Origin of the sequence: Caballeronia sp. Lep1P3, assembly GCF_022879595.1 — a bacterium.
GTDB lineage: Bacteria > Pseudomonadota > Gammaproteobacteria > Burkholderiales > Burkholderiaceae > Caballeronia.
Window position 1 is genome coordinate 2,131,047 of the sequence record NZ_CP084265.1, and the last position, 24,290, is coordinate 2,155,336.

At 65.4% G+C, this 24,290-nt stretch carries 27 protein-coding genes and 1 pseudogene; 9 read left to right on the forward strand and 19 right to left on the reverse strand.

The annotated features are described in order from the left end of the window. The first annotated feature begins 73 nt into the window (after positions 1-73). Together LDZ27_RS09985 and LDZ27_RS09990 are read left to right on the forward strand one after the other, a co-directional pair. The gene (locus LDZ27_RS09985; protein ID WP_244813940.1) at positions 74-361 is read left to right on the forward strand and encodes a DUF1488 domain-containing protein; all 288 of its coding nucleotides are present in this window, start codon (positions 74-76) and stop codon (positions 359-361) included. 76 nt (positions 362-437) lie between these two features. After that, positions 438-1,013, forward strand: a complete 576-nt coding sequence (locus tag LDZ27_RS09990; protein ID WP_244813941.1) for a hypothetical protein — start codon at positions 438-440, stop codon at positions 1,011-1,013. Between the two features lie 9 nt (positions 1,014-1,022). Here LDZ27_RS09990 and LDZ27_RS09995 read toward each other — a convergent pair. Next, positions 1,023-1,213: pseudogene (locus tag LDZ27_RS09995) on the reverse strand (divalent metal cation transporter); the annotation flags it as partial. A gap of 24 nt (positions 1,214-1,237) precedes the next feature. Further along, positions 1,238-1,477: a hypothetical protein gene (locus LDZ27_RS10000; RefSeq protein WP_244813942.1), complete on the reverse strand. Its 240-nt coding sequence runs from the start codon at positions 1,475-1,477 to the stop codon at positions 1,238-1,240. 186 nt (positions 1,478-1,663) lie between these two features. On the opposite strand from LDZ27_RS10000, the gene LDZ27_RS10005 reads away from it, so the two are divergent. Then, positions 1,664-2,116, forward strand: coding sequence for a PA2169 family four-helix-bundle protein (locus LDZ27_RS10005; RefSeq protein ID WP_244813943.1), 453 nt, complete (start codon positions 1,664-1,666; stop codon positions 2,114-2,116). Positions 2,117-2,246: 130 nt separating this feature from the next. On the opposite strand, the gene LDZ27_RS10010 is transcribed toward LDZ27_RS10005, so the two are convergent. Together LDZ27_RS10010 and LDZ27_RS10015 are read right to left on the reverse strand one after the other, a co-directional pair. Continuing rightward, a complete protein-coding gene (locus tag LDZ27_RS10010; protein WP_244813944.1) occupies positions 2,247-2,483 on the reverse strand; it encodes a hypothetical protein in 237 nt (78 codons plus the stop codon). Between the two features lie 306 nt (positions 2,484-2,789). Then, entirely contained in the window at positions 2,790-3,152 is a 363-nt protein-coding gene (locus tag LDZ27_RS10015; protein ID WP_244813945.1) for a BON domain-containing protein, read from the reverse strand. Positions 3,153-3,680: 528 nt separating this feature from the next. On the opposite strand from LDZ27_RS10015, the gene LDZ27_RS10020 reads away from it, so the two are divergent. Beyond that, complete coding sequence (locus LDZ27_RS10020) at positions 3,681-5,168, forward strand: RNA polymerase factor sigma-54 (RefSeq protein WP_244813946.1); 1,488 nt, start codon at positions 3,681-3,683, stop codon at positions 5,166-5,168. 140 nt (positions 5,169-5,308) lie between these two features. On the opposite strand, the gene LDZ27_RS10025 is transcribed toward LDZ27_RS10020, so the two are convergent. The 9 genes from LDZ27_RS10025 to LDZ27_RS10065 form a co-directional block, all read right to left on the reverse strand. After that, the gene (locus LDZ27_RS10025) at positions 5,309-6,217 is read right to left on the reverse strand and encodes a YihY/virulence factor BrkB family protein (protein ID WP_244813947.1); all 909 of its coding nucleotides are present in this window, start codon (positions 6,215-6,217) and stop codon (positions 5,309-5,311) included. Between the two features lie 124 nt (positions 6,218-6,341). Further along, entirely contained in the window at positions 6,342-6,698 is a 357-nt protein-coding gene (locus LDZ27_RS10030; protein WP_244813948.1) for a chemotaxis protein, read from the reverse strand. A gap of 141 nt (positions 6,699-6,839) precedes the next feature. Beyond that, complete coding sequence (gene otsA / locus LDZ27_RS10035; RefSeq protein ID WP_244813949.1) at positions 6,840-8,288, reverse strand: alpha,alpha-trehalose-phosphate synthase (UDP-forming); 1,449 nt, start codon at positions 8,286-8,288, stop codon at positions 6,840-6,842. A 186-nt stretch (positions 8,289-8,474) separates the two neighbouring features. After that, a complete protein-coding gene (locus tag LDZ27_RS10040; RefSeq protein WP_244813950.1) occupies positions 8,475-8,711 on the reverse strand; it encodes a hypothetical protein in 237 nt (78 codons plus the stop codon). Positions 8,712-8,927: 216 nt separating this feature from the next. After that, complete coding sequence (locus tag LDZ27_RS10045; RefSeq protein ID WP_244813951.1) at positions 8,928-9,134, reverse strand: hypothetical protein; 207 nt, start codon at positions 9,132-9,134, stop codon at positions 8,928-8,930. Positions 9,135-9,399: 265 nt separating this feature from the next. Beyond that, positions 9,400-10,794 (reverse strand): sigma-54 dependent transcriptional regulator, encoded by a 1,395-nt coding sequence (locus LDZ27_RS10050; protein ID WP_244813952.1) that lies wholly within the window; start codon positions 10,792-10,794, stop codon positions 9,400-9,402. A 369-nt stretch (positions 10,795-11,163) separates the two neighbouring features. After that, positions 11,164-11,391 carry a hypothetical protein gene (locus tag LDZ27_RS10055; protein ID WP_244813953.1) on the reverse strand — a complete coding sequence of 76 codons (228 nt, stop codon included), beginning with the start codon at positions 11,389-11,391 and terminating at the stop codon, positions 11,164-11,166. A gap of 82 nt (positions 11,392-11,473) precedes the next feature. Beyond that, positions 11,474-11,791, reverse strand: a complete 318-nt coding sequence (locus LDZ27_RS10060; RefSeq protein WP_244813954.1) for a YqjD family protein — start codon at positions 11,789-11,791, stop codon at positions 11,474-11,476. 66 nt (positions 11,792-11,857) lie between these two features. After that, on the reverse strand, positions 11,858-12,220 hold the full coding sequence (locus LDZ27_RS10065) for a hypothetical protein (RefSeq protein WP_244813955.1): 363 nt from the start codon (positions 12,218-12,220) through the stop codon (positions 11,858-11,860). 539 nt (positions 12,221-12,759) lie between these two features. Between LDZ27_RS10065 and LDZ27_RS10070 the strand changes: the two genes are divergently transcribed. The 3 genes from LDZ27_RS10070 to LDZ27_RS10080 all read left to right on the forward strand — a co-directional run bounded on the left by LDZ27_RS10070 (position 12,760) and on the right by LDZ27_RS10080 (position 15,140). Continuing rightward, positions 12,760-13,824: a sigma-54-dependent Fis family transcriptional regulator gene (locus tag LDZ27_RS10070; protein WP_244813956.1), complete on the forward strand. Its 1,065-nt coding sequence runs from the start codon at positions 12,760-12,762 to the stop codon at positions 13,822-13,824. Positions 13,825-14,076: 252 nt separating this feature from the next. Further along, positions 14,077-14,619: a hypothetical protein gene (locus LDZ27_RS10075; protein WP_370653296.1), complete on the forward strand. Its 543-nt coding sequence runs from the start codon at positions 14,077-14,079 to the stop codon at positions 14,617-14,619. Then, positions 14,616-15,140, forward strand: a complete 525-nt coding sequence (locus LDZ27_RS10080) for a hypothetical protein (RefSeq protein ID WP_244813957.1) — start codon at positions 14,616-14,618, stop codon at positions 15,138-15,140. The genes LDZ27_RS10075 and LDZ27_RS10080 overlap by 4 nt, the downstream gene beginning before the upstream one ends. Before the next feature lie 69 nt (positions 15,141-15,209). Here LDZ27_RS10080 and LDZ27_RS10085 read toward each other — a convergent pair whose 3' ends face one another. The 4 genes from LDZ27_RS10085 to LDZ27_RS10100 form a co-directional block, all read right to left on the reverse strand. Beyond that, positions 15,210-15,611, reverse strand: a complete 402-nt coding sequence (locus tag LDZ27_RS10085; RefSeq protein WP_244813958.1) for a type II toxin-antitoxin system HicB family antitoxin — start codon at positions 15,609-15,611, stop codon at positions 15,210-15,212. 13 nt (positions 15,612-15,624) lie between these two features. Continuing rightward, positions 15,625-15,825 carry a type II toxin-antitoxin system HicA family toxin gene (locus LDZ27_RS10090; RefSeq protein WP_244813959.1) on the reverse strand — a complete coding sequence of 67 codons (201 nt, stop codon included), beginning with the start codon at positions 15,823-15,825 and terminating at the stop codon, positions 15,625-15,627. A 183-nt stretch (positions 15,826-16,008) separates the two neighbouring features. Then, positions 16,009-17,406, reverse strand: a complete 1,398-nt coding sequence (locus LDZ27_RS10095) for an AAA-associated domain-containing protein (protein ID WP_244813960.1) — start codon at positions 17,404-17,406, stop codon at positions 16,009-16,011. 12 nt (positions 17,407-17,418) lie between these two features. Next, positions 17,419-19,170 carry an ABC transporter permease subunit gene (locus LDZ27_RS10100; protein WP_244813961.1) on the reverse strand — a complete coding sequence of 584 codons (1,752 nt, stop codon included), beginning with the start codon at positions 19,168-19,170 and terminating at the stop codon, positions 17,419-17,421. A 762-nt stretch (positions 19,171-19,932) separates the two neighbouring features. Here LDZ27_RS10100 and LDZ27_RS10105 point away from each other — a divergent pair. Next, positions 19,933-21,618, forward strand: a complete 1,686-nt coding sequence (locus LDZ27_RS10105; RefSeq protein ID WP_244813962.1) for a diguanylate cyclase — start codon at positions 19,933-19,935, stop codon at positions 21,616-21,618. 97 nt (positions 21,619-21,715) lie between these two features. Further along, positions 21,716-21,979 (forward strand): hypothetical protein, encoded by a 264-nt coding sequence (locus tag LDZ27_RS10110; RefSeq protein WP_244813963.1) that lies wholly within the window; start codon positions 21,716-21,718, stop codon positions 21,977-21,979. 52 nt (positions 21,980-22,031) lie between these two features. On the opposite strand, the gene LDZ27_RS10115 is transcribed toward LDZ27_RS10110, so the two are convergent. Beyond that, complete coding sequence (locus LDZ27_RS10115; RefSeq protein WP_244813964.1) at positions 22,032-23,372, reverse strand: ATP-binding protein; 1,341 nt, start codon at positions 23,370-23,372, stop codon at positions 22,032-22,034. Continuing rightward, entirely contained in the window at positions 23,356-24,078 is a 723-nt protein-coding gene (locus tag LDZ27_RS10120; protein WP_244813965.1) for a response regulator, read from the reverse strand. Before LDZ27_RS10120 ends, LDZ27_RS10115 begins: the two co-directional genes overlap by 17 nt. Between the last annotated feature and the right edge of the window lie 212 nt (positions 24,079-24,290).

Sequence of the window (24,290 nt, forward strand, 5' to 3'; positions counted from 1 at the left end):
TCTTCCCGACCGCGTGGCCGGCGCCGCTTCCCGCGCGAACGCCAGCCCCCGTCCGGCTTATGAGGACTCGACCATGCACATCACGTTTTCGGACCACCCGCCCGTCTACGACGGCGACGACCTCGCGATTCACTTCACCGCGCTCGTCGACGGAGAGGCGGTCGTCTGCTCGATCAGCGCGGAGGCGCTGGAAGATCACTTCGGCGCGCATTCGCCGCGCGAGGAAGACTTGCTCCCGGCCTTCGAAAGCGGCGCGGCGCGCATCCGCGCGGTCTGCGCCGAAGCGCTCGACGACAACGGCGGCCAGCCGGTCGTGCTGCGCAGCGGGCTTTTCCGCGTGGCCGGCATGGAACCGGAATGAGCGCGGCACCGACGAAACGCCCGCGCCCATCGGCGCGCGGGCAATCCACGCAACCGACATCAAAAAAGGAGGGAACATGTCCCTGATCATTGCGGGCCGCTTCCAGACTTTTCCGGCCGCCGAGACGGCCGCACAGCGGCTTTTCGCGGCCGGCTTCGTCGAGGAGGACGTGACGCTCTTCTTCGTGAATCCGAGCGGACAGCACGCGCGCTTTCCGATCGGCGGCGACGTTCACACCGACAAGGGCGCGGGCGCCGCGCCCAAAGGCGCCGGCAAGGGCGTCACGATCGGCGCGGTGATAGGCGCCGTCATCGGGGCGGCGATTTTCGCGGTGTTCAAGGCGCCGCTGCTCGTGTCGGTCGTTGCGGCCGGCGTCGGGGCGTACATCGGCTCGCTCGCGGGCGCGATGTCGCATACGAAGAAGAAGCCCGATTCGCCCGGGCAAGCCGAGGAACCGACGCGGCACGCGGGCGTGCTCGTGGCCGTGCACGTATCGCCGGAAACGTATGACCGCGCGGCGTCGATCCTGCGCGAAGCGGGCGGCCTCGATATCGAACGCGCGTCCGGCCGCTGGAAACAGGGCCGCTGGAGCGACTTCGATCCGCTCAAGCCGCCGCAGCCCGTCGATCAATACGCGCAGCCGCGTGCGTGACCGGGTTTTGGCCGGTGCAAGAAAAAAAGCGCCCGTTTTCGACGGGCGCTTTTTCGTTGTGAGGAGCTTGACCACGACCTGGCCGGCGAGCGTGCCGGTGACCGTCGCGTTCAGCCCGCACGCGAGCATGAGCGTCGCGAACGCGATGCCCGCCAGTAAGTGCCGACAAGCGGCGCGATGAGCCGATGCGCGTTATTCAGCGCTGCCGAACATTGTCCGCGCCATCACACCCACGGCCTCGCGATGCGCTTGGCCGCAGCGCCACCGCGCACCTCGCAGTCGGCGGGATGCAGCCGCGTATCGCCGATGCCATGCGGCGACGGCTCGCACATGCGGCTCACGGTCGCCCGCTCGGGCGTGGTCCGATCGATGGTCTGTTCACGGAAATGCAGCGTGACCGCCGACGCGACGATCGCCACGAACATGAACAACTCGCGATTCGCGAGTGCGTTGAAGCGTTTCATGCATTCTCCCATTGCCTTGTCGTTGCGCCGCCCTGCGTGGAGCGGCGCTTGATGGCTGCGAGTCGAGCAAGCGCCATGCCGGTCCCCGACGCCTCGTCCGGGCACGCGGCGTGCAACTCAATCGTCAGGCGCGCTCCTCCATGCGAGGCCGCTTCCAGCAACTTGGTTACTAAAAGGAGGTATCACATGAGCACGAACGTCGTATCGGTACTGAACGATCTCGTCGAAACGTCGAAGGACGGTGAGAAGGGTTTCCTGAAGGCAGCCGAAGACACGCGTGACCCGAGCCTCAAGCTGCTGTTCCAGAACCGCGCCGAAGCCTGTGCGCAAGGCGCAATCGAATTGCAGAACATCGTGCAGCGTCTGGGCGGCAAGCCCGAAACGGGCGGCTCGATCTCGGGCGCGCTGCATCGCGGCTGGGTGGATATGAAATCGGCGGTAAGTAGTCAGACGGACCACGCGATTCTTGCCGAGTGCGAGCGCGGTGAGGACGCCGCGAAGAAGAACTATCGCCAGGCGCTCGACAAGGATCTGCCGGCCGATATCCGCGCCGTGGTCGAACGTCAGTATCAGGGCGTAATCGAGAACCACGACCGCATCCGCGAACTGCGCGATCAGTACGCAGCTGCGAAGTCCTAACGGCTAGAGCCGGCCAGCACCGCAACGATCGCCGCCTTCGGGCGGCGATTTTTTTGACGCGCATCGTTTCGGCCACCCAAACGAAAAACGGCCACTCGCGTGGCCGTTTTTGGTCGAGCAACCGCAACGCTCAGTGCGGCTGGCCCTTGTCGTTGGTGCCGAGCGACGAAGCCGCCGCCGCCGCCGAAGCGCCCTTCACCTTGTGCGACTTGTTCTGCTGATGCAGATACGTGCCCTTCTTCTTCGCCTGCGTGCCGGTGCTCGTGCCCGCGTCCGTGCCTGCCGCGTCGGAGGCCGCCTGCGCGAACGCCGTCGTCGAGAACGCAAGCGCCAGTGCGCCAATCAATGCCATCTTCTTCGTCTTCATCAAGAGCTCCTTTTGCCGGGGCCTTCGAGCGCCATGACGACGCTTCGTGAGCCACCTGTGAGTAACGACCTTGATCGGCCGTCCTTCGTTTTTAAGGTTTCAAAGATGCTGCGAGGTGATGCAAGCGCTGCTTCAAGGCTTCGGCACGACGCGGCGACAAGGCGCCGCCGCATGTGCAAACCCGCGCCCGAAACCCGTTGCATCGCCGATGCGACGATGCGCCGAATCCCTGCGCGGGTTCCTTGCCGCCGTGACCGCGGCCCGCTCGAGCAGGCCGGGCATACGAACTATGCCATCACTTTCCTGTTACTTGGCAGCAATTTTCAGGTGGTTCTTCACGGATGCAACACCCGACACTTCCTTGACGACCTGCTCCGCATTCGACTTTTCTTCCGCCGACGGCACCGTGCCGGTCAGCGAAACGACGCCGCCGCGCGTCTTGACGTGGATGTGCGTGGACGTGACGTTCTTCGCGCTCAGCAGTTCGGCCTTCACCTTGGTCGTGACCGTGCCGTCATCGACCTTTTGGCCAACGGCATCCATCTTCTGGCCGACCGTCGAACCGGAATCCGACGAGGACGAGTTCGAGTTGGTCTGCGCGCTCGCGCCCAGCGCAAACACCATGCACGCGATACCGCCGGCTGCTTTGAGAAGTTGAGTCGTCTTCATGGAATACTCCTTATTTTCGGTTTTGATGTCGCGCGCCCCGGTCATCGTCGCGCGTATCGCGACGTGGATGAGGCGCCTCGCTCTTCCTGCTTATCGTGTTGCCTAAGGTGTTGCCTAAGTTGCATTCGCGTCCCGCGTTCCGCGTTCCCGACGCAGCGCGAGTCGCCCCGACCGTACCGCAACTTGCGTGCCGGACCCGTCGCGCTCGCGCGCTTGAGCGGGACTGCGTGCGTATCCGCACGCGCTGCGAACCCCTTGCACGCACGCGCCCCGGCGCTTTCGCCGGTGCGTGGCAGCGGCGCGCCGCAGCGTCGCGAAAGCCCGGCGCGGCAAGGCGCGCGCGGCGCGGTGCTTTTGTCTGAGTCCGTGTAAAAAGTGCGCGAAAGGAGACCTCCGCAGGCGCGGATTCGCGCCACACGGCAACAAAAAACGTAGATAGCTTATGACTTTAGCCGAACATGGCACAGCTGTTGCTTATGTGGTCGGACACACATCGACCACGTCCAGAACATCGAGGATCAGCACGCAATGCCGCCTTCACTCGAACTACGCACCAAGCAAAGCCTTGCGCTTACGCCGCGTCTTCAGCAGTCCGTGCGCCTGCTGCAACTCTCCTCGCTCGAATTCCAGCAGGAGCTACGAAACGCGCTGGACACGAATCCCTTTCTCGAATACGACGAGTCGCAAACCGAGGACAACGCTCTCGGCGCCGACAACGGCACCTCGATGAGCGAAACCTCCCTCTCGACCCCGACCGACACCGCCGCCGAAGCGCCGCTCGCCGCCGAAACCAGCATGGACGCCGACCCGGGCGCGGACAGCGGCTCGCGCGACGATTCCATCAGCGAATTCTCGTCCGATCCGTTCGGCCGCAATGGGTCGCGCAATAACGGCGACGGCGAAGGCTCCGATCCCGCCGACTGGGTCCGCATCGAGCCGTCGCTGCACGAGACGCTGCACGACGCGCTGCGCATGTATCAACTGAACGAGCGCGATCGCGCGGTTGCGCAACTGATCATCGAGGCGCTCGACGACGACGGCTATCTGCGTCAGGAATTGAGCGAACTCGCCAATGTCGTCGACATCGAGCCTGCCATCAACGAAGACGAGCTGATGATCGCGCTCAAGCTCGTGCAATCGCTCGACAAGCCGGGCGTCGGTGCGCGCAATCTGTCGGAGTGCCTGACGCTGCAACTCGACGCGTTGGATGCAGACACGCCGGGACGCGATGTCGCGCGCGAAATCGTCGTGCATCACCTCGAACGTCTCGCGCGCCGCGAGCAGGCCGAGTTGCAGAAGAAGATCGGCTGCACGGCCGAGGAACTGCGCATCGCGTGCGCGCTCGTGCGCCGTCTCGACCCGAAGCCGGGCGAGAACTACGGGCAAAGCGAGGACAACTACGTGGTGCCGGACGTGATCGTGCGTCAGGTCAAGAAGCAATGGGTCGTCACGATCAACCCGGCCGTGCTGCCGCGTGCGCGCATCCACCGCATGTATGCGGAACTGTTCGCGCAATCGGCGGGCGCGAGCCGTTCGCCGCTCGCGCAACAGTTGCAGGAAGCGCGCTGGCTGATCCGCAACGCGCAGCAGCGCTTCACGACGATCCAGCGCGTGGCCGAATGCATCGTCTCGCATCAAAAGGCGTTCTTCGACTACGGCGAAATCGCGCTGAAGCCGCTCGTGCTGCGCGATGTCGCCGACGAACTCGGCCTGCACGAATCCACGATCTCGCGCGCGACGGGCAACAAGTACATGGCGACGCCGCGCGGCATCTTCGAATTCAAGCACTTCTTCCCCCGCGAGCTGTCGACGGAAAGCGGCGGCACCTGTTCGGCCGCGGCCGTGCGCGCGCTACTGAAGGAAATGATCGCGAAGGAGAACTCGCGCGATCCGCTCTCGGACGTGAGTCTCGCGAAGATGCTCGCCGATCAGGGCGTGATCGTCGCGCGCCGCACGGTGGCGAAGTATCGGCATCTGATGAAGGTGCCGCCCGCGGAATTGCGCAGGCAGGCGTAAGACGCGCCGCCGCAGGAGCCGTCAGCAGGTTCCGCGCTCCAGCGCTTGAGCGACGACCCGGTCAAAGCGAGTCGCCAGGCGGGATTACCGTGGAGCGTGACCGTCGGGCCGCCCGTATCGTGGGCGGCCTTTTTTTTTCGTCAGCGCGAACGCGATTCGCGGTGCGTGCGCTTGCGCGCAGCCGTCGCGGAAAGCTCGGCGCCCAGCAGGAAAACCGCCGCCGAGTAGTAGAGCCACATCAGGATGATGGCGAGAGACCCCGCCGCGCCGAACATGTTGGCCGTGCCCGCATGCTGAAGGTAGAACGCGAAGAGCCGCTTGCCGCATTCGAAGAGCATCGCGGCGGCGGCGGCGCCGAGCGCGGCGTCGCGCCAAAGCATGCGCGTCGTCGGCAGGAACTTGAGCAGGACGGTGAACGCGAGCGTCAGCATCGCGAGGGAAACGGCGCGGCGCGTGAGGCCCGACAGCAGAACGAACGGACTGCCGTCGCCGAGCGCCCAGTGGCCGAGCACTTCGACGAGCGCATCGAGCACGAGCAGCGCGACCACGAGCAGCCCCGCGCCGATCACGAGCGCGAACGACATCAGCCGCACGCGCAGCAGCCCGACGATGCTCTCGCGCGTGCTCACTGCAGGCGACGGCCAGATCACGTTGAGCGCGCTATGCAGCGAGGAAAATGTCGCGGACGCGCCCGCGAGCACGCCTGCAATCGACAGCAGCGCCGTGCGCCGCGCAATGTCCGCGTGCCACGCATTCGCGACGATCGCTTCGAGCGCATGGCCGGCGTCCGCGCCGACGACGCCGCTGATCTCGTCGAAGAGCCGGCCCTGCACGGCGTCCGCACCGAAGAAGATGCTCGCCACCGCGATCACGATGACGAGCGTCGGCGCAAGCGAAAACGCGGCGAAAAACGAGATCGCCGCGGAGAACATGAGGCAATGGTCCTGAATCCACTGCGTGAGCGGATCGGCGATCCATGAGAGCCAGCCGAAGCGCGACGTGCGGCCTTCGGCGAGGGGAACGGATTGATTCGAGGCTTCGCGCGTCATCGGCCAGATCGGGCGTGTCTTCAAGCGCCGATGTTATCCGCAGCCGGAAGCGCGCGGCAACGCGCGTGCAAAAAAGGCGCGCGCGGCAAGCCGCGCGCGCCTCATCCGTCAAGCAAATCCCGCGTCAGACCTCTTCGTCGTCGGCGGCGGGGTCCGCGTCTTCGTCGCTCAGATTGCGCAGTTCGTCTTCGTTTTCCACTTCGTCGGGCAGGATGTCGGCGTCGGCGAGCAAATTGTTGTCGCCATCGGCGGATGCGTCCTCGCCCGTGCCGAAGCGGTCGCTGTCGCTTGCCAGTTGCGCGTCGGACTGACCCAGCGCGTGCGCGTCGAGTTCATCCTCGATGTCGCCGGGACGCCGCATTTCGCCCTGCACGTCGGAGCCGGAGTCCGACGAATCGCTCGGGCCTAGCGCGCCCGTGCCGTGTCCCTTGCCCCATTCCACGCCGCCCTCGTCGGGCGGGTTCAGTGTGCTTCCTGTCATCGTGTCCTCCTTCGGATGTGTCGGTTTCGCCCATGACTAGCGCAAGGAGCGTTCCGCGCATCCGCGCCCGCATGCAAGAAGCCCCGCGCTTCTCGCGAAGCGCGGGGCTTTCGGAACCACAACTCGTCGAACAGCGCTCGCTCAGGCGCGCGCCGCGCGCTTCGCTTCGGAGGCGCCCTGCTTCACCGTCTTCACGGTCTTGGCCGTCACGGACGTGGCCGTCGCGACACTGCGCAGGTCCGACAGGAACGAATCGCGCCAGACGGACAGATTGTTCTCGCGCAGCGGCGCCATCATGTCCGCGTGGCGCGCCTGACGCTCGGCGAGCGGCATCGACAGGGCGCGTTCGAGCGCCTCGGACATCTGCGAGAGATCGAACGGATTGACGACGAGCGCGCCCGGAAGCTGATCCGCCGCGCCCGCGAATTGCGACAGCACGAGCGCGCCGGGATCGGCCGGGTCCTGAGACGCGACGTACTCCTTCGCGACGAGATTCATGCCGTCGCGCAGCGGCGTCACGTATCCGACCTGCGAAAGGCGGAAAAGCGCCATCAGCAGGTTGCGCTCGTACTTGCGGTTCAGGTATTGAATCGGCGTCCAGTCGAGCTGCGCGAAACGGCCGTTGATGCGCCCCGCCTCGCCTTCCAGAGTCTGACGGATGCGCTGATACGTCTGGACGTCCGAGCGCGTCGGCGGCGCAATCTGCACGAGCGACACGCGCCCATGCCAGCCGGGCGCGGTCAGCAGCAGGCGCTCGAACGCCTGAAAACGCTCGACGAGCCCCTTCGAATAGTCGAGCCGGTCGACGCTCATGATGAGCTTGCGCCCGCGCATGCTGTCGCGCAGGCTCTTCACCTGCTTGCGGCCGGAGAACTGCTCGGCGGCCTTTGCGATCGCATCGGGATAGATGCCGATCGGATACGCGCCCACTTTCAGCATGCGGCCGAACGCCTGCAGCATGCCGTCGTCGCTGAAGTGGCCGCGTCCGCTGCGCTCGAAATAATCGATGAACGACTGCTTGTCGCTTTCCGTCTGGAAGCCGACGACGTCGTACTGGCACAGCGACGCCATCAGTTCTTCATGCGGCGGCACCGTGCGCATGACTTCGGGCACGGGAAACGGGATGTGCAGGAAAAAGCCGATCGGATTGGTGACGCCCAGCTTGCGCAGCTCCTGCGCGAACGGGAGCATGTGGTAGTCGTGGACCCAGATGATGTCGTCGGGCTGAAGCTGCGACTTGAGCTTCGCCGCAAGCGTCGCGTTCACGCGCATATAGCCCGCGTATTCCTCGCGATCGAAGCGCGAGAGGTCATTGCGATAGTGGAATGTGGGCCACAGCGTCGCGTTCGAGAAGCCGCGGTAGTACTGGTCGTAGTCGCGCCGCGTGAGGCCGACCGTCGAATAAGTCACGTTGCCGTTTTTCTCGACGACGGGCGCCGCCGCCTCGCCGACGATCTCACCGCTCCAGCCGAACCACACGCCGCCGGTTTCCTTGAGCGCGTCCAGCACGCCGATCGCGAGACCGCCCGCGCTGGGCTTGCCTTCCTGGATCGGCGCGACGCGATTCGATACCACGATCAATCTGCTCATTACAGCGTTGCTCCTCAATTGTCGGTGCTCGATTTGGCGACTTGAATCATGCAAGTCTTATGCCGTTTTGCTCCTGTGTCGAGTCAAAAATTCGTATCTGGATGTAACCAGCGAACGAAAACACGCGACGAGGCCGCGTCGCGGAGAAATTATTGTCTGTGAACCCGAACGTCGGCGAGCGGCAAATCAGGCGTCCTGCTCCGAGCCGAGGTCGCGCTGGTAGTCCATTCCCTCTTGACGCACGCCGCCCTGGTTGTGCTCGCCATCGGGCGGAGTGCCAGGCGCGGGGCGGTTCTGGCCGGCGGGATCGTGTTCCGCCGTGGCTGACGGCGCAGCTTGCGCCGCGCCGTTCTTTGCGGCTTCGGCGCGGGCTTCACGCTTGGAAGAGTGACGCGCGGAGCGTCGGAGTGCGGGATGCCTCATGGATGCCTCCAGAGAGAAGACCGTCGCGACTGGACCTCGGCGGCGTGAAACCGATGCGCTGGGCGGACTCGAAAAACCAGCGCAATGTCAGAAAAGACGACCGGCGGCTGGTGTCGCCGCCGGTCATTCCTGCTCGATGCGTTGTAATGGATACGACTGCGATGGAAATTTCTTCAATCCTGTCCGTGCTTCGTCGTTCAGGACCATCTTTCGGCTTTAGCGGACGTGCGGCGTCTCGTTCGGGCCGGGCGGCGGATCGCCGATAGGCTGCGTCGGCGGTTCGGGCGGATCGCGCGTTGGATCCGGGTTGGTGTCGGGTGGCATCGGCGTGGGCGGCGGCTGGTCGGGCGGCGTCACCGGCGGGTCCGGCGGCTGCGGCGTCTGCGCGACGATGGGCGCGCGGTCGAAAGCGGGATCGGACATATAGCGGGCTCCTTGCGGTTTTGTGATCGTGGTTGCATCCGCACTGCGAGGCGCTTTCAGCGCACCGCTCTCGCGTTGCACGGGCGTTCCGCGCCGCGCGAATGACACGTCGAACGGCAGCAAGGGCTATGCCCCCGATTTCGGCTCCTCACGCGTCATGCATCCCATTATCGTTGCTGAAAGCGCGCCTGCCAACAGAAACGCCCGCGCTTTTTGCAAGCAACGGGCGTCGTTTTGGTGTGAAGATAACCGACGTTCAGGGATTTTAGCTATCCGACTCACCCAGGTCGCCGCCCTCTCCGACGGCTGCCTTGTTCGAATCCTCGCCGTATTCCACGAGGCGGTTGTAGAGCGTCTTGAGGCTGATGCCGAGGATCTCCGCTGCGCGCGTCTTCACGCCGCCGCATTGTTCGAGCGTCGCGAGAATGAGCTGACGGTCCGCCTGCGCGAGCGACGTGCCGAACGGGATCGTCACGGCCGTGCCCGCCGACGGCTTCGACAGCGAAATCTGCAGCGGGACCGTTGCCGTGCTATCCGAATCCGACGCCGACATGATGTACGCGCGCTGCACGTAGTTCTTGAGTTCACGCACGTTGCCCGGCCAGTTGTACGACGCAAGCATGTCGCGCACGGCGGGCGGGAAGTCCTTGCGCGTGTTGTAGCGCGCGTTCAGTTCGTCGAGAAACGCCTGTCCCAGCAGTTCGACGTCCTTGCCGCGCTCGCGCAGCGGCGGCAGGTTGATCGGGAACACGTTGAGCCGGTGATACAGGTCGAGGCGCAGCTTGCCTTCGAGCACGGCCTGCTCCGGATCGCGGTTGGTCGCGGCGATCAGGCGCACGTCGGTCTCGATCTCCTTGGTCGTGCCGACGCGCATGAACATGCCCGTTTCCAGCACGCGCAGGAGCTTCACCTGAAGCTCGATCGGCATTTCGGTGATTTCGTCGAGGAACAGCGTGCCGCCGTTCGCCCGCTCGAAATAGCCCTTGTGCTGGCGGTCCGCGCCCGTGAACGAGCCGCGCTCGTGGCCGAACATTTCCGATTCGATCAGGTTCGGCGAAATCGCCCCGCAGTTCACGGCGATGAACGAATGCTTACGGCGCAGCGACAGTTCATGCAGCGTCTGCGCGGCGACTTCCTTGCCCGTGCCCGACTCGCCGATCAAAAGCACCGATGCCGCCGTCGGCGCAACCCGGCCGACCTGGTCGTAGACGGTCTGCATCGCCGGCGAGTTGCCGAGCATCAGCCCGAAACGCCCCATGCGGCGCAACTCGCCGCGCAGCGTGCCGATTTCCGCCTTCAGGTCGCCGGCGCGCGGCAGGCGCGACAGGATAGCCTTCACGCGCTGCATGTTGATCGGCTTGACGAGGTAATCGGCCGCGCCCATCTTGAGCGCGCTCACAGCCGATTCCACCGTCGCGTGGCCGGTGATGACGATGACCTCGACGCCCGAGCGCGGATCGAGATCCTCGAACAGATCGACGCCCGTTCCGTCGGGCAGTTTCAGGTCGGTGAAAACGACGTCCGGCGTTTGCCGAACAAGCTGGATGCGCGCCTCGCGCAAGTCGCTGGCGGTGGCCGTAGTCAGTCCGTCTTCGCCGATGATCGCGGCTAGCGCCTCGCGGGTACTGGGATCGTCATCGACAATCAATACGTGTGGCATTGCGTCTCGAATTCTTCCAAAGCGTTTCAGGGTCACACGCCGGGTCGCGGCGTGGTCTTCTCCGGGCGGCGAGGCGCCGTCCGGGCCGGTGCGTCAAATTGGTCGGGCGCGTATGGCTCGGTCCGACTTCAAAGCGCTAGAAATAGAATAATTTCCGAAAGTTCCGCACGCTTGGCCTTGAGCCGCCGTAAGTATTTCCTTTTAGGCCACTTATGGCAGAGGTTCAATGATTATAAGGGTTTATTAAGATAAAAACGCACGCGCAAAAGGCGTGCGTTTTCTTTTCCCCGAAAGTATCGGCAATTCGTCGGATCATTAGGCTCCGGCGCGCAACTGCTTTAAGCGACCTGAGTGACGATGCGCCGCGCGTCAGCTTCGCGGGAAATGCCAGGCGTCGGGCGTCCCGCCGATCTGGTACTGACCGTTCGCGCCTGAGCGCCTGCCGCGCGAACGCGACGATCCGACGCGCACGCCATCACTGCCCCAGCGGTTCGACCCGCCGCCCGCCGATGCGTTCTGCGACTGCATCCATTTCCAGGCGAGTACGCCGCCGACCGCGAACAGCGCCCCGAAAACTCCGATCGAAGACCGTGCCATGTTGTTCTCTCCCGTCGTTATTGAAAGTCGATGTCGCCGCGCGGCCGATGCGCGCGGCAACCGGTGCGTCGAGGGTGCCGGATCAGCGCGAAATCAGCACGGCCAGCAGGAAGCCCGCCGCAGCCGCCATGCCGAGCGATTGCCACGGATTTTCCTGCACATACTTCTCCGTGCAGTCGATGCTCGCGCGATAGCGGCTCTGCGCGTTCGCTTGCGCATCTTCCAGTGCGCCGCGCGCAGTGTCGGCGTGATCGCGCAGACGCGAGCGCAGCGCCTCGACGCCCTCGCCCGGCAGCGACGCCGACAGCCGTAGCAACTCTTCCGAGTCGTTCAGCAGCACCTTGATGTCTTCGATGATTTTTTGCTTGCCCAAGGCAAGCTGAACAGTCGTCTGACTCATGAAATCAGTCCTCGCCAAAGTGGGTTGAAGCGAATCGGCGTTCGCGATTCGCGCCTCGATTTGCGTCTATTGCGTCTTCGCGACCGGCACCGCCAACGGCTGACGCGCGCCGCCGATCGCCATGCGCGCCCGCAATCGACGGACGATGCCGCTCGCCGTCAACGCGCCGCCCGCCACGCCGAACACGAGACTCGTCACGTTCGCGGCCCGCGCGAGCGCGGGCGTACCCGCCGCGTAGCCCAGCACCGCGCACATCAGCGCGGTCACGAGCGCGACCGCCGCCCAGTGATAGATGTCGATCGGTTCGCCCGCCGCGAGTTCCGGCTCGCCGTCCGATGCCCGTTCGCGCCGGCTGCGGATCGAGCGCGCGGCGCCTGCCGCATGCGGCCGCTCTCGCGCGGCGATGTCGTAGTCGAAAAAGTCTTCCATGATGCGCTTCACCCCTCACACTGCCCTTTTGCCTGCTTGCGCGTCGGCGGCGGGCATTCGAATAAGGATGCAAGACGTGGAGCAGCTTTTGTGCCAATCGCGCGAAAGAACGTCGGCGGGCATCGCCTCGGTGCCCGGGGAATTTCGGGTAACTCTTACGCCGTCCGATTGTAATTACGCGGCAGGCGCGGCAACCTTGCCGGAATGCAGCTCGCACCGCATCGGGCATCAGACAAAATGGCCGCCGAACGCGTGCGCGCATTGCCGCAATATCGTTGCGAATGGTTAAATAGCGTTTATGAGATAGAGTCGCCCGCGATGAATCGCGACCCATTTGCCGCGAGGCGCGCTCGACGCCATCGCGGACGCGGCTTCGGACCGACGCATTCGCATGGAAACCGGCTCATCGCCACCGCGAGCACGAGAGCCACGCCCGCGCGTCACCGCCGATGCGCTCGGGCGCTCGTGCGGCGCGGCCGCCTCGTTGGCCGCGCGAGCCGCCCCACCACATTCGCAGAACTCAGGAACTATCAGGACATATGGCGTCAACCGATCTTGACCCGCCGCTTGTCGCAGGCGAAACACCCGCGCAGAAAAAGCGCAATGCGGGGGACGTGCCGGGTCTGAAGTCTTATGGACTGCTGTACGGCTCCTCGCCGGTCATGCTGGAGCTGTATTCGCAGATCGAACGCGTCGCCGGAACCGATGCCACCGCGCTCATCATCGGCGAATCGGGCACGGGCAAGGAACTCGTCGCCCGGACGATCCACGATCACAGCGCGCGCCGCGACGCGCCCTTCATCGCCGTGAATTGCGGCGCGATTCCCGACAATCTGATCGAAGCCGAACTCTTCGGCCATGAGAAAGGCAGCTTCACGGGCGCGGTGCAGGGGCGCATCGGCTATTTCGAGCACGCGAACGGCGGCACGCTTTTCCTCGACGAAGTGACGGAGATGTCGCCGGTGCGGCAAGTGAAGCTGCTGCGCGCGCTCGAGACGGGCACGTTCTTTCGCGTCGGCGGCAACGATCTGATCAGCTCGGACGTGCGCGTGATCGCCGCGACCAACCGCGATCCCGTCGCCGCCGTGAAGGAAAACGGCCTGCGCGAAGACCTGATGTATCGCCTCGCCGTGTTCCCGCTGCGCGCGCCGCCGTTGCGCGAGCGCGATTCGGACCGCGAACTGCTCGCGCAGCACTTCCTCTCCGAAATGAACGCGCAGGAAGGCACGAACAAGGCGTTCAGCAAGCGCGCGCTCGACGTTCTGCGCACGTATTCGTGGCCCGGCAACGTGCGTGAACTCAAGAACACGGTGTATCGCGCGTTCATTCTCGCGGAGAAGACCGTCGAGATCGCCCATCCGCATCTCGCGTCGCGCGTCAAGAAGCCCGTCACGCAAGGCGATGCGATGAACGTGTGGGTCGGCACGCCGCTCGCGGATGCGCAGAAGCAGATCATTCTCGGCACGCTCAAGCACTGCTGCGGCGACAAGCGGCGCGCGGCCAAGGCGCTCGGCGTGAGCCTCAAGACGCTGTACAACCGCTTGGGCGCCTACGAGAACGAAGACACCGACGCAGCCGACACGCCTTCCAGCACCGAAAGCTGAATCCGCTGAACCGCGCCGCGCGGCCATGAGCCGCCTGGCGCCGGCTTGCGTCGAATCCGCGTTTTGTAAATCGCAACGCGTTCCCTTCGCTTGCAATTTCTTGCAATTTTGTCGAACCGGCGAGCCCGCGCTTGCCGCAAAATGCGCGAGGCCCGCGCCGCGTCAGGCGTTCAGCCTTATGCAAGGCGGGCGTCGGCTTCGGAAGTCAAACGAAGATCGCACCAAAAAAACGGCAGACGAAGGAAAAGCAACATGCAGATCTGTGTCCCCCGGCGCGCCGCGCTCGCAGCGATGGTGAGCGGCGCCATTGCGTGCCTGACCTTGAGCGGATGCAACTCCCTGTACAGCGAAGGCGCCACGGCAGGCGCGGGTATCGCGGGTGCCGCGGTCGCGGCGAAAGTCACGAACAACGCCGCGGTCGCGACCGGCATCGGTCTCGGCGCAGTCGCGGCGGCGCGCGCGGGCGTGCAGTACACGCAGCGCATCATCCATACCGACACGCAGGATAAGATCGCGGCGGCGGCCGGCCCACTCGCGATCGGCGCTGTTGCGCCCTGGGCGGCGGTGCATTCCGTCCCGCTCGAAGAAGACGAAAAGGGCCGCGTGACCGTGAGCCGCGCCATCAGCAGCGGCGCGCTCGACTGCAAGGAAATCGTCTTTTCGGTCGACCGCGACGCCACGAAAGACCGTCCCGCCGACAGCGCGTTCTACGTCGCCTCGGTCTGCCGTGACGGCGCAAAATGGAAATGGGCGTCGGCGGAACCCGCCACGCCGCGCTGGGGTTCGCTGCAATGAACGTTCGCCTGGAAGGGTTCGTGGCGCTGCGGCTCGGCGTGATTGCGGCGTGCGCCGCCGCGTGCGTGTCGATGAGCGGATGCGCGTCCGTCGGTGCGGCGACCGGCGCGCTCGCGGGCGTGGCGACGGGCGCGGTGACGACCAACCCGGCGATCGGCATCGGCGTGGGCATCGCGGTGCAGGCGGCCACCGACGAGGCCGTCAAGCGCGTGACGAAGTCGCTGCATGGGGACCAGCAGATGGCCATCGCGGTGACGGCGGGCATGTCGGACGTCGGCGAAACGCGCCCGTGGAAGGTCAAGCACACGCTGCCCATCGAAAATGGCCACGGCGAAGTGCGCGTGCTGCGCGAGTTCGACAACGCGCTCGCGAGCTGCAAGGAATTCGCGTTCTCCGTCGCGGACAGCGACGATCCGGCATCTCACGCCGACTGGTTCCTCGCGACTGCCTGCAAGCAGACCGAAGGCTGGAAATGGGCGTCGGCGGAACCGGCTGTCGAGCGGTGGGGGAATTTGCAGTAGTGCAGTAGCTTTGCCGGCGTGCTGGCTGCAAGGCGCGGTTTCCGTCGGGATAATCGCGCCTTTTTGCATTCAGCCATTGGCAATGGCTTCGAGCGCGACTCGCGCGAGAAAGCCGCTGCGCGTTTCGTGGCGCGCCTCGACGTAGCTGTCGATCTTGCGAAGGACGAAGCGCGGCAGGCTGATGTTAATGCGTTCGGGCTTCGAGTCGAGCTTCGAAAGATCGACTTCCACGAACGCCCAGATTGCGCCTGCATAGTCGGGGTTAGCGACGAGTTCGTCGATCGGCGAAGCGGCGAGAGGCACCTCCATGCCCTCTTCGATCAGGACCGAGACGTGTCCGTAGATCGCTTCCCTGGTGTTCTTGATTGCCTCGTCGACCGTGTCTCCGGCTGAAAAGACGCCGGGAATGTCCGGGACGATCACTCCATAGGAGCTTTCCCGGTCCTTCAGGATTGCGACAGCGAATTCCAATTCCCATTCTCCGTTACGAAGCGTACAGCCGGTCGCGCAGTCCGGCAGCTTTGAGGATGGCTCGCACCAGCCCGATCGAGAGATCCTTCCTCGGATGGGGCACCGTCACTAGAACGCCCCTTCCCGCGCGTTTGAAATGATGATGACTGCCAGTAATGCGAGCGAGCTTCCAACCATCGTCCAGAAGCATTCGTATCAGCCGCGATGAATCCATCTCGTCTCCGAATGCTTCGTGTGTAATTTTACACACGAAGCGCTAAGTGCAGGACGAGAAATGTACTGCGCGGCGCCAGCCTCCGGACAGTCGGCCGAATGGCCTATTCGCAGGGTCCGCAACGAAAAAAGCGCGGCTCCCCTCTCCAGGAAACCGCGCTTTTCTCATCCACTGCCCTTCACCCTACGACTCGACATCCTCCAGACTCAGCATCTCCGTCTGGTCGTTGTACGAGAAAATCTCGCCGTAACGTCCCCAGTCGATGACCGCGTCGAGCGTCTCCTGCGCGGCCTTGTCGGAGAGAAAGTCCTCCAGTTCCTGCTCGAAGCGCACACGCGGCGCGCGATGCCCCGGCCGCTCGTTCAGCACTTTCTTGATGCGCGCAGCGAGCGGCACGTGCCGCAGCAGGTGCTCGGCGAACATCATCTTGCGCTCCTGCGTGCCGAATTCGGCGAACACCCGCGCCTGCGGCGTCAGATAGATGTCGCCCTCGCGCACGTCGGCGAAACCGAGATGCTGCAGCACTTCCGCGATCGGAAAAAGCTCGTCCACTTCCAGATGCAGCGTGCGCGCGATTTCCGGCATGTCCGCGCGCCCGTGATACGGCTCGGCCGCGAGCGTCTCGATGAGACCGGCCATCAGGTTCGTCGAAACCGACGGCAGCCAGCTTCCCAATTCCAGGCCCTTCTTCTTCGATTCGTCGAGCTGGCGCGCGGTCATCTTCGCGTAGATGTCGTCGACGAGCCGTCGGAACGCCGGGTCCAGCCGGTTGCGCGGATGCTTGAACGGCACCTTGATCTCGGCCATCACGCGGCCCGGATTCGACGACAGCACGAGAATGCGGTCGCACATGAACACCGCTTCCTCGATGTTGTGCGTGACGATCAGCACCGATTTGATCGGCAGCCGGCCCTGCGTCCACAAGTCGAGCAGGTCGGTGCGCAGGTTTTCGGCGGTCAGCACGTCGAGCGCGGAAAACGGCTCGTCCATGAGCAGCAGCGTCGGATCGACGACGAGCGCGCGCGCGAAGCCCACGCGCTGGCGCATGCCGCCCGACAGCTCGCGCGGATACGCGTTCTCGAACCCGTCGAGGCCGATCAGGTCGATCGCCGCAAGCGCGCGTTCGCGCCGCTCGCGCGCCGCGACGCCCTGCGCCTCCAGCCCCGCTTCGACGTTTTGCAGCACGGTGAGCCACGGGAACAGCGCGAACGTCTGAAAGACCATTGCGACGCCCTTCGCCGGGCCGCGCAACGGCTCGTTGAGATACGTCACTTCGCCATCGGTCGGCTCGATCAGGCCCGCGATGATCCGCAAAAGCGTCGATTTGCCCGAGCCCGAGCGCCCGAGCAGCCCGACGATCTCGCCTTCACGCAGCGAAAGGTTCGCGTCGTCGAGAACGAGCAGTTCGCCCTGCGTCTTGTTGAAGCCGCGGCTCACGTTCTTCACGCGCAGGATTTCGGCGCCGAGGCGCGGCGGCTTGCCGGCGGCCTGCGTCGGGGTGCCGGCGGGCGTGCCGGTGGCGCCCGCCGTGCGGGTGGCGCCCGGCGCGGCGGGCGTCTGCGTGTTCTTAAGGTTCTGCATCGGAACTCGTCCTCAATCCAGTCGAAGCCTGGCTTCCGCGTAGGCATACAGCGGGCGCCACAACAAGCGGTTGAACAGCGTCACGAAGAGCGACATGATCGCGATGCCGAGAATGATCTTGGGGTAATCGCCTTCGGCGGTGGTCTGGGCGATATACGCGCCGAGGCCGTGCGCGACGACATGGGTGTTGCCCCACGACACCGCTTCCGCGACGATGCTCGCGTTCCAAGCGCCGCCCGACGCGGTGATCGCGCCCGTGACGTAGTAAGGGAAAATGCCCGGCAGCATGGCTTTCTTCCACCACTGCCAGCCGCGAATCTGAAAGTTCGTCGCGGCTTCGCGGTAATCGTTCGGATACACCGACGCGCCCGCGATCACGTTGAACAGGATATACCACTGCGTCCCGAGCACGATGAGCGGAGAAAGCCAGATGTCCGGGTTCAGATGCCACCGCACGATGACGACGACGAACACCGGAAAGAGCAGATTCGCCGGGAACGCCGCGAGAAACTGCGCGAGCGGCTGAAACTTCTCGGCGAGCGCGGGCCGCAGGCCGATCAGCACGCCCACCGGCACCCACACGACCGACGCAATTGCGATCAGCACCACCACGCGGATCAGCGTGATGAAGCCGAGCAGGAACACGTGGCCCACTTCGCTCCACGTGACGCCGGTCGCGACGAACGAGACCACCTTCCACACGACGAACGCGGTGATGAGCAGCACGAGCGCGCCCCACGCGATGTCGCCCGCACGCGTGGACGGCACCGGCGCGCGCAACGGCAGCTTCACGCCCTGCAGCGACGGCAGCTTGATCGGCACGCGCGCGGCCTTCGCGAGAATCCATCCGGCCGGCACGAGCAGCCGGTGAATCAGGCGCGTGCGGCGGATCAGGTCGAGCAGCCACGACTCCGGCGCGTTGCCCGAACTCGTGGTCTCCATGCGGAATTTGTCCGCCCACGCGACGAGCGGGCGGAACATGAGCTGGTCGTAGGCGAGGATCACGATCGTCATCGCGAGGATTACCCAGCCGATCGCGGCCAGATTGCGCTCGCCGATGGCCGCCGCCAAATACGCGCCGATGCCCGGCAGCACGATGCTCCGATTGCCGACGGTGATCGCCTCGGACGCCACGACGAAGAACCAGCCGCCCGACATCGACATCATCATGTTCCAGATGAGGCCGGGCATCGAGAACGGCACTTCGAGCTTCCAGAAGCGCTGCCAGTTGGTCAGGTGAAAGCCGCGCGAGACTTCGTCGAGGTCGCGCGGCACCGTGCGCAGCGACTGATAGAAGCTGAACGTCATGTTCCACGCCTGACTCGTGAAGATCGCGAAGATGGCCGCGCATTCGGCGCCGATCACGCGGCCTGGAAAGAGCGCGAGAAAGAAGGTGACCGTAAACGAGATGTAGCCGAGCACCGGCACCGACTGGAGGATGTCGAGAATCGGCACGAGCACGATGGACGCGCGCCGGCTCTTCGCAGCGAGCGTGCCGTAAGCGAGCGTGAAAATGAGCGAGGCGACCATCGCGGCGAGCATGCGCAGCGTCGTGCGCAGCGCGTACTCGGGAAGGTTCGCGGGATCGAGGGAAATCGCCTGCGTCTGCAGCGTCGATATCGGCGCGAGCGTCTCGTGAAAACCGACGGCGGCGAGCGCGATGATGCAGATGATCATCGGGAACGCCACGAAGTCCCAGCGGTTGGGCAGGAGCCGCCAGGCGGAAGCGTTCGCCGTGCGATTCAGATTGAAGCCAAATTCCATTCAAGGCCCTCCCCGTAAGGCTTTGTTCGACCGCGCGAGACGCGGATGATGCTCGAGACGGCAAGCCGTCGTCCGGGCGAGACGCCTCTCCTTCGCGCGGCCCGCCCGGCTCTTCAACGCGTCCGGCGGCCAGACGGACTACCTGCTGCGTGCTGAACCGAGCGACACTACACCAAGCACGATGACAGGCACAACCGTTGGCGCCGAACTTCGCTCATTCGCGCGATGTTCCTGTTGCTCTTCCGCACGGCAAAGGCAAAATGAAGGGCGGTTCGCCGTCCGCACGCATGCCGCTTTCGCGCCCGGCTCCGCATGGCCGACGCACGCGAAAGCGGGCCCGAGCGGGCAATGCCGAAGCGTCGTGGCGAAGCGTTATGTTGGACGAACGCCGCCCGCAGCGAGAAGGCGCTTGATAGACAACAAAAAACATCGTCCAATCTGGGCTATCACAAACAATAAATTGAGCGCCGATGCAATGCGTGACGCCAAATTCACGTCGGAAGGCCGTACGACAAACGAGACACTCCGCCTCGGCCGCACTTACCGGCTGCGCGCGCACGCGGGAACCGTCGCCGCACCTATCGCGCGACGCAATGAACGCGCCTGCGCTGGGCCGCAGAGCCGCCGCCCCAGGGCGGCGATTATCCCGTTTTTGAGTGGCGGGGGCGAGCCCTCGCGCGGAATCGGCGCGACAGTGCGTCGCCGCGCGTTTCGCGCTCGCCCGATGCGCGCGGCGTGATGCGGCGCCCCGGACTCGCGCCGATGAACGAGCTCATCCTGCACCGTGCCATCGCGACGCTGTGTCTCGCGCTGCTCGTGCTCGGGTGCTGGGTCGCAGCCGGCCTGCTGTCGGACCGGATGGTGCAGCAGGAGATGACGGCCACCGTTCGCACCGAGCGGCAGATGGCGGCGTCCATCGTCGACAACATGGCGCAGATCATCGCGAGCGACCTCGCCATGTCCCGCGCGATTCCCGCGACGCTCGCGCAGATGGACCTCACACAGCGCGCGCTCGCGGAGTCGCGGCATTATGCCCTGAACGCCAAGTCGACGGAAACCGGGCGGCGCGCCGACTGGATGGCGCGTCCCGGCCTCGCGAGAGTCAATCAGTTCCTGCACGAAGCGCAGGGTTTCTCCGGGCTGGACTCGCTCTGGCTCGTCAACGACCAGGGCTACTGCATCGCGTCGAGCAATGCGGCCGACGCGACGAGCTTCATCGGCTACGACATGAGCGCCCGCGCCTACGTCACGCGCGCGCTGCTCGGCGGCTTCGCGGAAATGTACGGCGTCGGAAGGCTCTCGGCCGAGCCGGGCATTTTCATCGCGGCGCCGGTGTACGAGGACGGGCTGCTCGTCGGCGCGGTCATCGCGAAAGTAAGCATCGACCGCCTGCGGCACTGGGTATCGCGCGCGGGCACGTTCGTGACCGACGAAAACGGCGTCGTCGTGATGGCGCACGACGGCCACCTCGAGTATCAGGCGCTGCCCGATGCGCCCATCGCCCGCATGACCGCGCGCGAGCGCGTCGAGCATTACCGGCGCGACGCGTTCGCTCCCTTGCGCATCGAGCGAATCGGCGAGCGCATGCGGCAGTCGGCGCCGTGGCTCGCGCCGTCGCTCGCGCAAGACATCTACGCGGCCAACGGCAACGCCGTGCCGTCGCTCTACGACGAACGCACCGGCCTCAATTCCGGGCTCGCGGCGCACATCGTCCATCCGCTCACGAGCTGGCCGGAGATCGCGCGCAACCATAATCGCGACCGCCTGCTCGTCTTTCTGACGATGCTCGGCGTCGTCACGCTCGCCGTCGTCATCGCGACGTCGTATTCGCGCGAGCGGCGGCTGCACCGCGCGACGCGCGATCTCGCGGAGCAGTTGCAGGCGGCCAATACGCTTTTATCGGCCGAAGCGCGACACGACGCGCTGACGGGCGCGCTCTCGCGGCGCTATTTCCTCGACACGCTGCGTAACGAGGCGGAATTGGCGCGCTCGACGGCCGCGCCGCTGTCGGTGGCCATCGCCGATCTCGATCACTTCAAGCAGATCAACGACCGCTACGGCCACGCATCCGGCGACCGCGCGCTCGAACATTTCGTGGAGGTCTGCCGCCAGCAGCTTCGTCCGAGCGATGCAATCGGGCGGCTGGGCGGCGAGGAGTTCGGCATTCTGCTGCCGCAGACGACACTCGCGGACGCGCAATCGGTGCTCGAGCGGCTGCGCAAGCGCTTTCATCACGAGCACTGCGCGCATTTGCCCGACGATGCGGTGCTTTCGGTGAGCATCGGCATCACGGAACTGGCGACCGAGGACGCGCTCGAATGGATGCTTTCCCGCGCCGATCTCGCGCTCTACGAAGCGAAGTCGCGCGGCCGCGATCGCAGCGAAGTACGCCCCGCCGATCCACGGCCGCCGACGTTACATCCCGAAGACTCGCTCGCGGGCAAGTAGACCGGCGGCGGCGCCGGCCGATCCTGACGCGGCCCGGTCCGCGCAGGTATCATCGGCTATGGGTATTCAATGCCGTTGCCGTCATCGGGAGGGTTGCATGAAGGGAAATCTGGTCATCGTGTGCCGCGATCAGGACGCTGAAACGTTCGATCAGCTGCTCGCGGAGTACGGGTCGTTTCAGACGCGGCTGTCGTCGACCGCGTGGTATCTCAAGATCGGCCTCGCGCCCGAGGTGATCCAGGAAGAAATTTTGTCGCGCCTCGGCAAGTACACGACGCACTATATCTTCGAGGCGTCCACGGTGACCTACAACACCGTCGATAGCGAAGCGGCGTCGGCGCTCGAAACCCTTTTCGACTGATACCGCCCGCCTCTTCCGGCGCTTGTGCACCGGAAGAGAAAAGCGCGCGTGACTAGAGCGCGCGCTCCTCGTGTTGCGGCCCGGCGCGGCGTTCCGTGACCGGGCGCGTGGCGACATCGAAGGGAAAGGTCATTACGATCTGCAAGCCGCCATCGACGCGGTTGCCGATCTCGCATTCCCCGCCCGCGCGCCGCGCGAGCCGCTCGACGATGGCGAGCCCGAGCCCGCTATGCCCGCTGCCGCCGCGCGCAGGATCGAGCCGCACGAACGGCCGGCTCGCCTTGATGACGTCTTCCGGCGCAATGCCCTTGCCGTGATCGGCCACCGACAGCACCCAGCCGTTCGCGCCACGCCGCGTCTCGATGACGATCGGCGGCGCGCCGTAGGCATGCGCGTTATCGAGCAGATTCGATAGCAGGCGCTCGAGCGTCGCGGCGGGCAGCACGAAGGCAGGCCCGGCTTCGAGCTTCAGGCGGATGCCGTCCGCTCCCGGCGACACCGCGCGATACGCCCGCGCAATCCGCTCGCACTGCTGATCCACCTCGACCGGCTCGCTGCCGTCCGGGCGGTCGTGCGCGAAGACCAGGAATTGATCGACGATATGCGCCATCGAATCCACATCGCGCACGACGCCGTCGCGCGTCTTTGCGTCGTCCATCATTTCGGCACGCAGGCGCAGGCGCGCAAGCGGCGTCTTCAGATCGTGCGCGACGCCCGCGAGCATCACGGCGCGGTCGTTCTCGCTTTGCGACACTTCGCGCACCATCTGATTGAAGCCGTGCGTGAGCTGGCGCAATTCGCGCGGGCCGCGCTCGGGCACGGGCGGCGTCGGCTGGCCGCGTCCGAAGCGCGCGACCGCCTGCGCGAGCGAGCGCAGCGGCGACTGCAACTGCCATGCGGCGAAGAGCGCCGCCAGCACCGCCGTCGAGAAAATGATGGCGAGCCACACGAGCATGCGGTCGCGCGAGCGCGGCGGGCGCAGCGGCTGAACCGGCACGACGATCCAGCCCGCGTCCTTCGCGCCGTGCACCCACACGCTCGGCGGCGCGCCGGGGGGACCGGGGCGCACGTCGGTGTCGTCGGGAAGGCGGTCCTTCATGTCGTCGAGGAAACGCGAAAGCGGGCGCGGCACGTCTTCGCTCGCCGGCTGCGGGACATCCGCGGCATCGAGCGGCACGACGCGCACGCGCGAGGGCAGCGGCTGATCCGGGTTGTTCGCGACGTGCTGGCGCACCGCTTCGACGAGGAACGCGGCTTCTTCGACGGCATAGCGCGTCTGCGAGTTGTCGCGCTCGACGCGAATGACCGCGAACCACGCGAGATGCGACAACACCAGCACGCCGATCACCAGAAGAACGAGCCGGCCGAACAGCGAATCAATGGGCCGGCGCATTTTGCTCGCCGTCAGGCACGAAGACGTAGCCGCGCCCCCGCACCGTCTGAATGAAGCGCGGCGCGGAAGGATCGCTTTCCAGGATGCGCCGCAGCCGCCAGACCTGAACGTCGATGCCACGGTCGGTGCCGTCGTACTCGGGGCCGTGCAGCAGTTCGAGCAGGCGCTCGCGCGTGAGCGTGCGCATCGGATGATTCACGAAGATCTTGAGCAGCGCGAATTCGCTGCCGGAGAGCGTGATGGGCTTTTCGTCGTGCTGGAGGGTGCGCGACTGGAAATCGAGCCGGAAGCGGCCGAACGAGTACGGCTCGCGCTGCTCGGGCGCGGCCGACGGAATCGTGCGGCGGCGGCGCAGCACCGCCTGCACGCGCGCGAGCAGTTCGCGGGGATTGAATGGCTTGCCGAGGTAATCGTCCGCGCCGAGTTCGAGCCCGACGATGCGGTCCACGTCGTCCGCGCGCGCGGTCAGCATGATGACGGGGATGTCGTCGCCGGATGCGCGCAGTTTCTTGAGCGCGGTGAGGCCGTCGACGCCCGGCATCATCAGATCGAGCACGATGAGATCGGGCCGCTCGCGCTCGAGCCGGCGTTCGAGCGAACCGGCGTCGTGCAGCACCGAGACTTCGATGCCCTGCCGGACCAGATAGTCGCGCAGAAGGTCGCGCAGTTCGGCGTCGTCGTCGACGACAAGGATTTGTGTAGTCATGGAATGGAGTTTAGCGCGTGAGCCGAAGCGCATCGGTCGCGACGCGGCCGCAAAGGGTTACCGGGTGTTACCGCGAAAGCAGCGCGTAAACCAGCGTAATACGAAAGCGCGGCGCGGTAACACGCGCGTCGGCGCGAGCCTCTACGCTGTGTCTCACCGACAGCCGAGAAACTCCACGAAGCCTCGCCGCTCGGCTCCACAATCAATAAGGG

Excerpts from the sequence above, each read along its gene's own strand:
- LDZ27_RS10095 (WP_244813960.1), bottom strand. The coding sequence starts at position 17,406 with ATGCAGAACCTTAAGAACACGCAGACGCCCGCCGCGCCGGGCGCCACC.
- LDZ27_RS10115 (WP_244813964.1), bottom strand. The coding sequence starts at position 23,372 with ATGCGCCGGCCCATTGATTCGCTGTTCGGCCGGCTCGTTCTTCTGGTG.
- LDZ27_RS10050 (WP_244813952.1), bottom strand. The coding sequence starts at position 10,794 with ATGCCACACGTATTGATTGTCGATGACGATCCCAGTACCCGCGAGGCG.
- LDZ27_RS10070 (WP_244813956.1), top strand. The coding sequence starts at position 12,760 with ATGGCGTCAACCGATCTTGACCCGCCGCTTGTCGCAGGCGAAACACCC.
- LDZ27_RS10015 (WP_244813945.1), bottom strand. The coding sequence starts at position 3,152 with ATGAAGACGACTCAACTTCTCAAAGCAGCCGGCGGTATCGCGTGCATG.
- LDZ27_RS10065 (WP_244813955.1), bottom strand. The coding sequence starts at position 12,220 with ATGGAAGACTTTTTCGACTACGACATCGCCGCGCGAGAGCGGCCGCAT.
- LDZ27_RS10080 (WP_244813957.1), top strand. The coding sequence starts at position 14,616 with ATGAACGTTCGCCTGGAAGGGTTCGTGGCGCTGCGGCTCGGCGTGATT.
- LDZ27_RS10000 (WP_244813942.1), bottom strand. The coding sequence starts at position 1,477 with ATGAAACGCTTCAACGCACTCGCGAATCGCGAGTTGTTCATGTTCGTG.
- LDZ27_RS10055 (WP_244813953.1), bottom strand. The coding sequence starts at position 11,391 with ATGGCACGGTCTTCGATCGGAGTTTTCGGGGCGCTGTTCGCGGTCGGC.
- otsA (WP_244813949.1), bottom strand. The coding sequence starts at position 8,288 with ATGAGCAGATTGATCGTGGTATCGAATCGCGTCGCGCCGATCCAGGAA.
- LDZ27_RS10075 (WP_370653296.1), top strand. The coding sequence starts at position 14,077 with ATGCAGATCTGTGTCCCCCGGCGCGCCGCGCTCGCAGCGATGGTGAGC.
- LDZ27_RS10040 (WP_244813950.1), bottom strand. The coding sequence starts at position 8,711 with ATGAGGCATCCCGCACTCCGACGCTCCGCGCGTCACTCTTCCAAGCGT.
- LDZ27_RS10020 (WP_244813946.1), top strand. The coding sequence starts at position 3,681 with ATGCCGCCTTCACTCGAACTACGCACCAAGCAAAGCCTTGCGCTTACG.
- LDZ27_RS10105 (WP_244813962.1), top strand. The coding sequence starts at position 19,933 with ATGAACGAGCTCATCCTGCACCGTGCCATCGCGACGCTGTGTCTCGCG.
- LDZ27_RS10010 (WP_244813944.1), bottom strand. The coding sequence starts at position 2,483 with ATGAAGACGAAGAAGATGGCATTGATTGGCGCACTGGCGCTTGCGTTC.
- LDZ27_RS10025 (WP_244813947.1), bottom strand. The coding sequence starts at position 6,217 with ATGACGCGCGAAGCCTCGAATCAATCCGTTCCCCTCGCCGAAGGCCGC.
- LDZ27_RS10120 (WP_244813965.1), bottom strand. The coding sequence starts at position 24,078 with ATGACTACACAAATCCTTGTCGTCGACGACGACGCCGAACTGCGCGAC.
- LDZ27_RS09990 (WP_244813941.1), top strand. The coding sequence starts at position 438 with ATGTCCCTGATCATTGCGGGCCGCTTCCAGACTTTTCCGGCCGCCGAG.
- LDZ27_RS10100 (WP_244813961.1), bottom strand. The coding sequence starts at position 19,170 with ATGGAATTTGGCTTCAATCTGAATCGCACGGCGAACGCTTCCGCCTGG.
- LDZ27_RS10030 (WP_244813948.1), bottom strand. The coding sequence starts at position 6,698 with ATGACAGGAAGCACACTGAACCCGCCCGACGAGGGCGGCGTGGAATGG.
- LDZ27_RS10090 (WP_244813959.1), bottom strand. The coding sequence starts at position 15,825 with ATGGATTCATCGCGGCTGATACGAATGCTTCTGGACGATGGTTGGAAG.
- LDZ27_RS10060 (WP_244813954.1), bottom strand. The coding sequence starts at position 11,791 with ATGAGTCAGACGACTGTTCAGCTTGCCTTGGGCAAGCAAAAAATCATC.
- LDZ27_RS10110 (WP_244813963.1), top strand. The coding sequence starts at position 21,716 with ATGAAGGGAAATCTGGTCATCGTGTGCCGCGATCAGGACGCTGAAACG.
- LDZ27_RS10005 (WP_244813943.1), top strand. The coding sequence starts at position 1,664 with ATGAGCACGAACGTCGTATCGGTACTGAACGATCTCGTCGAAACGTCG.
- LDZ27_RS10045 (WP_244813951.1), bottom strand. The coding sequence starts at position 9,134 with ATGTCCGATCCCGCTTTCGACCGCGCGCCCATCGTCGCGCAGACGCCG.
- LDZ27_RS09985 (WP_244813940.1), top strand. The coding sequence starts at position 74 with ATGCACATCACGTTTTCGGACCACCCGCCCGTCTACGACGGCGACGAC.